General features: G+C 70.0%; 5 protein-coding genes, 1 tRNA gene and 1 pseudogene. 4 read left to right on the forward strand and 3 right to left on the reverse strand.

Annotation, left to right across the window (positions count from 1 at the left end):
* A pseudogene (locus G6023_RS14440) lies at positions 1-184 on the reverse strand (hypothetical protein); the annotation flags it as partial.
* A 214-nt stretch (positions 185-398) separates the two neighbouring features.
* On the opposite strand from G6023_RS14440, the gene G6023_RS14445 reads away from it, so the two are divergent.
* Both G6023_RS14445 and G6023_RS14450 read left to right on the forward strand, forming a co-directional pair.
* A complete protein-coding gene (locus tag G6023_RS14445; RefSeq protein WP_067719492.1) occupies positions 399-653 on the forward strand; it encodes a hypothetical protein in 255 nt (84 codons plus the stop codon).
* A gap of 61 nt (positions 654-714) precedes the next feature.
* Positions 715-785: transfer RNA gene (locus tag G6023_RS14450), tRNA-Gly, on the forward strand.
* A 53-nt stretch (positions 786-838) separates the two neighbouring features.
* Here the strand turns inward: G6023_RS14450 and G6023_RS14455 are convergent.
* On the reverse strand, positions 839-1,813 hold the full coding sequence (locus G6023_RS14455; protein WP_182636160.1) for a methyl-accepting chemotaxis protein: 975 nt from the start codon (positions 1,811-1,813) through the stop codon (positions 839-841).
* Between the two features lie 103 nt (positions 1,814-1,916).
* Between G6023_RS14455 and ppsA the strand changes: the two genes are divergently transcribed.
* Together ppsA and G6023_RS14465 are read left to right on the forward strand one after the other, a co-directional pair.
* A complete protein-coding gene (gene ppsA, locus G6023_RS14460) occupies positions 1,917-4,220 on the forward strand; it encodes a phosphoenolpyruvate synthase (protein WP_182636162.1) in 2,304 nt (767 codons plus the stop codon).
* 188 nt (positions 4,221-4,408) lie between these two features.
* The gene (locus G6023_RS14465) at positions 4,409-6,247 is read left to right on the forward strand and encodes an acyl-CoA dehydrogenase (RefSeq protein WP_182636164.1); all 1,839 of its coding nucleotides are present in this window, start codon (positions 4,409-4,411) and stop codon (positions 6,245-6,247) included.
* A 180-nt stretch (positions 6,248-6,427) separates the two neighbouring features.
* On the opposite strand, the gene G6023_RS14470 is transcribed toward G6023_RS14465, so the two are convergent.
* Positions 6,428-7,458, reverse strand: a 1,031-nt coding sequence (locus tag G6023_RS14470; RefSeq protein ID WP_182636166.1) for a VanW family protein, incomplete at its 5' end; no start/stop codon positions are given.

A 7,458-nucleotide genomic window follows, 5' to 3' on the forward strand; every position in this document is an offset into this window, starting at 1 on the left:
CGGCCTCACGCGACATGCCCCCCACGTCGACCACCAGGACGATCACCCCGTCGTCCCGGACGCGCGCCGAGCGCAGCGGCCGCCTGAGCATGCCGGCCTCGATGGTGCCGGCCGCACCGCGGGCGAGCACCGTCCGCACCCGCTCGGCGATCGGCCGCTCCATGGCCTCGTGCACGTCCACCACGCACCTCCTGCAGGGCTGAGCCCGCGGACCGGCCACCCGGTCGCACAAATCGGACTGTCCTCCAGTTCAGCGCATGGCACACCCCTTTCGTTCCCGAACCGACCCTCGAAACCACGTGAGACCTGCCACATCCCGGCGCCCTCCCGGCCCGGCGACCCCCCTGGAGGGCCTGGCGGATATGCACCGACCCCCGCTGACGTGGTGAAATAGGCGCATGGACGAGATCAGGGACGAGCCCTCAAGGTACTTCTGGCGCTGGACCCAGTGGTCGTGGGTGTGTGTCGGCGTCGCCGTACTCATCGTGCTGATGGGGATTACCGGCGGCGGATCGGTCACGCCGTGGATCATCGGCGCGATCGCGGTGGCGGTGATCGGGGGCGTGGCGTTCGGATTCGTCCCCCGCGCGTCGCTCAACCAGCCCAAGCGGCCGATGACCACGGGCGCGAAGCGCAAGTCCGCCCGGAAGTGACCCCACCGCGCCTGCGGCCACCGGGGCTCGTGCTAATCTGAAGCCGCCTCCAGCAGGCACTGCCGATGTAGTTCAATGGTAGAACTTCTGCTTCCCAAGCAGACAGCGCGGGTTCGATTCCCGTCATCGGCTCCGCAAGACGAGAGGCCTTCCCAGATCGGGAGGGCCTCTCGTCATTCAGGAGATCACTCGGTCTTGCCGTTGTCCCCACCGCGGCGGCGCAGGAGCTGGAATCCGGGGATGCCGGCGACCGCCTCGAGGCACTGTTGCGCCACTTCGAGGATCTGGTGGACCTCGGGGGCAACGGTGTCCAGTGAGGCCAGGACCGGCATGACGTCGTTCTCGAGGGTGTCGCCCAGCGCCGGCAGGTGCTCGATGAACTGGATGACCGCCTTGACCTCGTCGGGGTCGACCGACTCGAGGACGTCGTCGGCGATCGGCTCGAGCAGTCGGATCGTCTTGTCCGCCCACGCCAGGACCTCGGTCATCCGGGTCGCCACGACCCGGGCGGTCTCCACGTCCAGGTCGGCGTCCACGAGCAGTGCCTCGACGACCGGCTTGACCTGAGCGAAGGTGGAGTCCGCGAAGTCGACGAGGGGGACGACCCGTTCGATGAGCCCGCCGGCGTCGAGGACCAGATCGTCCGCGGTGTCCACCGTCGTCCGGACGCGAGCCACCACGCCCTCGGCGGACTCGACGGTGCTCCCCACCCGCACGACCACGCCCTCGGCGGAGTCGATCGTGCCGTCCACGCGCCGCACCACCCCCTCCGCGGAGTCGATCGTGCCGTCCACGCGCCGCACCACGCCTTCGGCGGAGTCGACGGTCGAGCCCACCCGGCCCACGATCCCCTCGGCGGCAGAGACCGTGTCGGCGACCTCGTCGACGACCCTGTTGGCCCTGGCCACAGTGGTGCGGACACCGTCGACCGTGTCGACGGCGGTGGCCACGATCCCGTCGATCTGCCGCACGGTGCGGCTGACCTCGTCGAGCAGGTCCTGGATCTGGACGACCACGTCCTCCACGTCCGCGAGTAGCACGAGGACGCGGGCGGGCAGCATGAGCAACTCCCTGGCCATTCTCAGCTCCCACTCCACGACACGGATCGCCGTTCCCACCACGGAGGAGGCGGAGGGAACGCGGAGCTGGATGTCTGCCATGCGCTGATTGTGCCTGAACCACCCACACCGGGCAGCCGGTCCGCCCACCATGGAGACAGCGACGGTTCCGACCGGTCGGGCCGCGATCTCGAAGGAGCGAGCGATGGACGCACGATGGGTCGCCGATTTCTCCGAGCTGAGGCTGGCGGACGCACCCGAGTACGGCGGGAAATCCGCCAATCTCGGGGAGATGACGGGCGCGGGGTTCCCCGTGCCGCCGGGATTCTCGGTCGGACAGTCGGCCTACCTCGCCGCGATGGAGACGGCCGGTGTCCGGTCGCGCCTCTACGACGGCCGGGTCCCTGCCGACGGGACGAGCGAGGCGGAGCTGATGTCCCTCGCGGCGGAGTTCGGCGGCACCGTCGCCGGGGTGGAGATGCCGGCGCGACTGCGCGAGGACATCGTGGCGCACTACCGGTCGCTGGGGTCGGACGTCCCCGTGGCGGTGCGCAGTTCCGCGCCCGCGGAGGACGCCGGTGACACCTCCTTCGCGGGGATCCACGAGTCGTACACGGACGTCGTCGGCGAGGAGGCCGTGCTCGAGGCCGTGCGGGACTGCTGGTGCTCGTTGTGGACGCCGCGCGCCATGACCTACCGGGCGGTGTCGGGGTACGACGACGAACCGTCGATCGCGGTGGTGGTACAGAAGATGGTCCGTTCCGACACGTCGGGCGTGGCCTTCACCGCCGACCCCCTCACCTCCCAGGTCGACCGCGTGGTGATCGAGGCCGCGTTCGGGCTCGGCGAGGTGGTGGTGGGCGGCAAGGTCGAGCCCGACACGTACGTCGTGTCCAAGGCAGACCTGAACCTCCTCACCGTGCACGTGGGCCGGAAGGTCGCCCGGATCGTCGCGGGCCGCACGGTCGACGGGCTCGTCCCCGTCCCGGAGGCCGAGCAGTTGGACCGGGTGCTCGACGACGACCAGGTGCGCCGGGTCGCCCGCCTGGCCGTGATGTCCGAGCAGCACTACGGCGTGCCACAGGACACCGAGTTCGCCTTCGAGGACGGTGAGCTGTACATCGTGCAGACCCGCCCGATCACCACGCTGGCCGTCGACGCGGCGCACGCGGCCGATCCCGTCGGCGCGGGGGGCGAGGTGGAACCGATCGTCTCCGGACTCGGCGCGGGGCCCGGCACGGCGATCGGGACAGCGCGCGTCCTCACCGAACTGGCGGACGGGGTGAACCTGGCCGCCGGCGAGATCCTGGTGGCCACGATGACCGACCCCGACTGGCTGCCGATCCTCCAGCGCGCCGCCGCGATCGTCACCGACGAGGGGGGCGTGACCTGTCACGCCGCCATCGTCGGGCGCGAACTGGGGCGTCCCGTGATCGTGGGCACGCGGTCGGCGACCGCCGACATCGCCGACGGGCAGACCATCACCGTCGACGGCACCGCCGGCGTCGTCTACCCGGGAGAGGTGCGCGCGGCCGAGGCGCCGCAGGCTCCCGCCGATGCCGGTGCGGCTCCCGAGGTGCGCACACGCGAGGTCACCGCCACCGCCGTTTACGTCAACCTCGCAACGCCCGACGCCGCGGCGCGGGTCGCGGCGATGGACGTCGACGGCGTCGGCCTGCTGCGGGCGGAGTTCCTCATCACCAGCGCTCTGCAGGGGTTGCACCCGCGCCGGCTCATCGCGGAAGGCAGGACGGAGGAGTACGTGGAGCGGATGGCCTCGGGGATCAGCACCATCGCCGCCGCCTTCGATCCGAGGCCCGTGGTGTACCGCGCCACCGACCTGCGGTCCAACGAGTTCCGGGGGCTGCTCGGAGGGGAGGTGGAGGCCGAGGAGCGCAATCCGATGATCGGCTACCGGGGCTGCTTCCGCTACACCCGGGAGCCTGACCTGTTCCGGTTGGAACTGGACGCGCTCGAGCGGGTGCGGCGGCGGCGCCGGAACCTGCACCTGATGATCCCGTTCGTCCGGACCGGGTGGGAGCTGCGGGCCTGTCTGGACATCATCGACGCCCACCCGATCGGTCGCGACACGGGGCTCAAGCGCTGGATCATGGCCGAGGTGCCGTCGGTGGTGCACTGGATCCCCGAGTACGCCGCCATGGGAATTGACGGCGTATCGATCGGTTCCAACGATCTCACCCAGTTGACGTTGGGGGTCGACCGCGACTCGGAGGTGTGTACGGACCTGTTCGACTCGATGGACCCGGCGGTGCTCGCGTTCATCGACCAGATCATCGACCGCTGCCACGAGTCCGGCCTCACCGTGTCCCTGTGCGGACAGGCGGCGTCGACCGATCCCCGGATGGCCGAGCACCTCGTCCGGAAGGGGGTCACGTCGGTCTCCGTCACGCCGGACTACGCAGAGGTGACCCGGCGGACCGTCGCCCGGGCCGAGCGGACGATCCTGCTCGACGCCGCCCGGGCCGCCGCCCGTCCCGGGCGTGACTGACCGCGCGGCGCGCCCTCGCAGGTCCGCGCCGAAATCAGAGCCTTCCCTCACCTTGGACTGTTTGCTGACAACGCACTAGCATCAGTTTTGTTACCGGCGAGTAGGTTCCGGCGTACCAGTGGTTACGTGCACCGACTCCTCGGGCGCGACACAGTCATGACACCGCACTCCGAACGGAGAAGACCGTAATGGGTCACTACAAGAGCAACGTCCGCGACCTCGAGTTCAACATGTTCGAGGTCCTGCGTATGAACGAGGCACTCGACGCCGGCGAGTTCGGCGACATGGACACCGAGACCGCCAAGGGCATCCTCTCCGAGGTCGCGACCCTGACCGAGGGCCCGGTCGCGGAGTCCTTCGCCTCCGCCGACCGCAACCCGCCGGTGTTCGACCCCGAGACCCACTCGGTCTCCATCCCGGAGGACTTCAAGAAGTCCTTCAAGGCCTGGTACGACGCCGGCTACTGGTCGATGGGACTGCCGGAGGAGCTCGGCGGGATGCCGGCCCCCCGCGCGATAGTGTGGGCCACCGGCGAGATGATGCTCGGGGCCAACCCGGCGGCGTTCATGTACGGCGCCGGCCCCGCCTTCGCCGCCGTCCTCTACGAGAACGGCACCGAGGAGCAGAAGCAGTGGGCCGCCACCTGCGTCGAGCGCGGCTGGGGAGCGACCATGGTCCTCACCGAGCCCGACGCCGGCTCCGATGTCGGTTCCGGCCGCACGAAGGCGATCAAGCAGGACGACGGCTCCTGGCACATCGAGGGCGTCAAGCGCTTCATCACCTCGGCCGACTCCGACGACATGTTCGAGAACATCTTCCACCTGGTCCTGGCGCGCCCCGAGGGCGCCGGCCCCGGCACCAAGGGCCTGTCGCTGTTCTTCGTGCCGAAGTTCCACTTCGACTTCGAGAAGAACGAGATGGGCGAGCGCAACGGGGTGTTCGTCACCGGCGTCGAGCACAAGATGGGCCTCAAGGTCTCCACGACCTGCGAACTGACCTTCGGCGGTCACGGCGTGCCCGCCAAGGGCTGGATGGTCGGCGGCGACGAGCTCAACCAGGGCATCCGTCAGATGTTCGATGTCATCGAGCACGCGCGCATGATGGTCGGCACCAAGGCCATCTCCACCCTGTCGACCGGCTACCTCAACGCGCTCGAATTCGCCAAGGAGCGTGTCCAGGGCGGCGACATGACCGAGATGGCCGACAAGACCGCCCCGCGCGTCACCATCACCCACCACCCGGACGTGCGGCGTGCGCTGATCCGCCAGAAGGCGTTCGCCGAGGGTCTGCGCGCGGTGTACATGTACACGGCGGCCCACCAGGACGTCGAGACCGCCGCGCGCGTCTCCGGCGCCGACGGCGAGCTGGCCCATCGGGTCAACGATCTGCTGCTGCCGATCGTCAAGGGCGTCGGTTCCGAGCGCGCCTACGAGCTGCTCACCGAGTCGCTTCAGACGTTCGGCGGGTCGGGCTTCCTGCAGGACTACCCGATCGAGCAGTACATCCGCGACGCCAAGATCGACTCCCTCTACGAGGGCACCACCGCGATCCAGGCACAGGACTTCTTCTTCCGCAAGATCGCCCGTGACCGCGGCACCGCCGTGGGCCACGTGTCGGCGCAGATCAAGCAGTTCCTGGACAGCGACGCGTGCGGCGGCCGACTGGCGGCCGAGCGGGAGCTGCTCGCGACCGCTCTCGCGGACGTCGAGGCCATGATCGGCACGTGCTTCGATCACCTCATGGGTTCGCAGGACGACCCCAAGCGCCTGTACACGGTCGGGTTCGCCTCGGTGCGCGTCCTCATGGCGTTCGGTGACCTCATGATGGGCTGGCGTCTCCTGGTCGGCGCAGAGGTCGCCCTCGGCGCGCTGGACGGGGCGTCCGACGACGACAAGGACTTCTACAACGGCAAGATCGCCGCCGCCCGGTGGTTCGCCAAGAACGAGCTGCCCCTGATCAGCGCCACCCGCGCGATCGTCGCAGACCTCGACAACGAGCTGATGGAGCTGGACGAGTCCGCGTTCTGATCCCCACCTGACGGGCCCTTCCGGGTCCCCACCGTCGATCCGCCGCCCCTGCCCGGGCGGCGGATCGACTCGTTTCGCCGGATGCGGGCAGCCCACCCCCACGAATCGGCTACCCGGATTCCCGATCCGCTATGCCGATGGGAATAGCGGATCCGGAATCCGGGTAGCGGATTCGGCGCTCTAGTTGCCGGGTACGCCGGGAATGCGGAACTCCGGTAGGCCCGGGATCCGGATCGGGTCACCGGGCCCGGGGAGCGCGGGCGGCGGTGGTGGCGGTGACGAGGTGGGATCGTCGTCCTCGGGAGTCTCGGCCCGGCACACGATCCGGTCTCGCGGCGCGTAGCTCGACGAGACGGTGTCGGTGCTCACGGTGTCGCCGCCGCGCAGGACGACCCGGGTCACGCGGGCGGTGTACCCGTCCGCGCCCGGACTCGGGGTACACCCGGCCGTGCTGACGACCCGGGTCTGGGCCCGCCGGATGTCGGTCCGGGGGGCCGTCGAGACCCTCACCGTGTACTCGGGCGTCCCCCACAGCCGGACCGTCACCGAGTTGCCGCTACCCGAGGCATCGATCACCAGGCCGGTGTCCTGGGCGTTTCGGAATCCGACGTCGGCCGAGGCGGTGGCATCGCGGCCCGCCGGGAACGCGTCGCCGTCGACACCGCGGGAGCTGCGGACGAGGTCCTGTGCGCCGGATTCGAACGCCGCGTTGAACAGGGCGGTGGCGACGGCGTCGGCGGACACGTCTCCGGAGACCGTGCCGGCGACCTCCGCCATGGAGAAGCTCCCGCCTGCCGGGATGAAGTGCCCGGCCAGCGAGGCGATCATCGACTGGGCCTGTCCGCTCGCGCCGACGGCCACGGTGAACTGGCCGACGGGCTCGCGGATGCCGGCCTGCTCGGCCTCCGCGGTGGTCAGCTCGGGGTCGCGGCCCACGTAGCCGACGGGGAGCACACGCGGGCCGTCGACGTCGGTGAGTTGCCCGGGCAGCCGACCGAGCAGCGGGCCCCATTCGACGGTGCGTCCCTGGACCGCGGGCACGATGGTGGCGCTCGACCCGCTGAACTCGAAACTCGCGTCCCTGCCCACCTGCTCGGTCTCCTCCAGGAGCGGGTCCAGGATCCCCTTGGCGGCGTCGGCGTCGAAGCGGGGCTCGAGCACGTCGCCCTCGCGGACGAAGCTGAGGTACTCCCCGATCCGGTCGCGGGGGA

This window comes from Dietzia sp. DQ11-71, from assembly GCF_014144995.1.
Lineage (GTDB): Bacteria > Actinomycetota > Actinomycetes > Mycobacteriales > Mycobacteriaceae > Dietzia > Dietzia kunjamensis.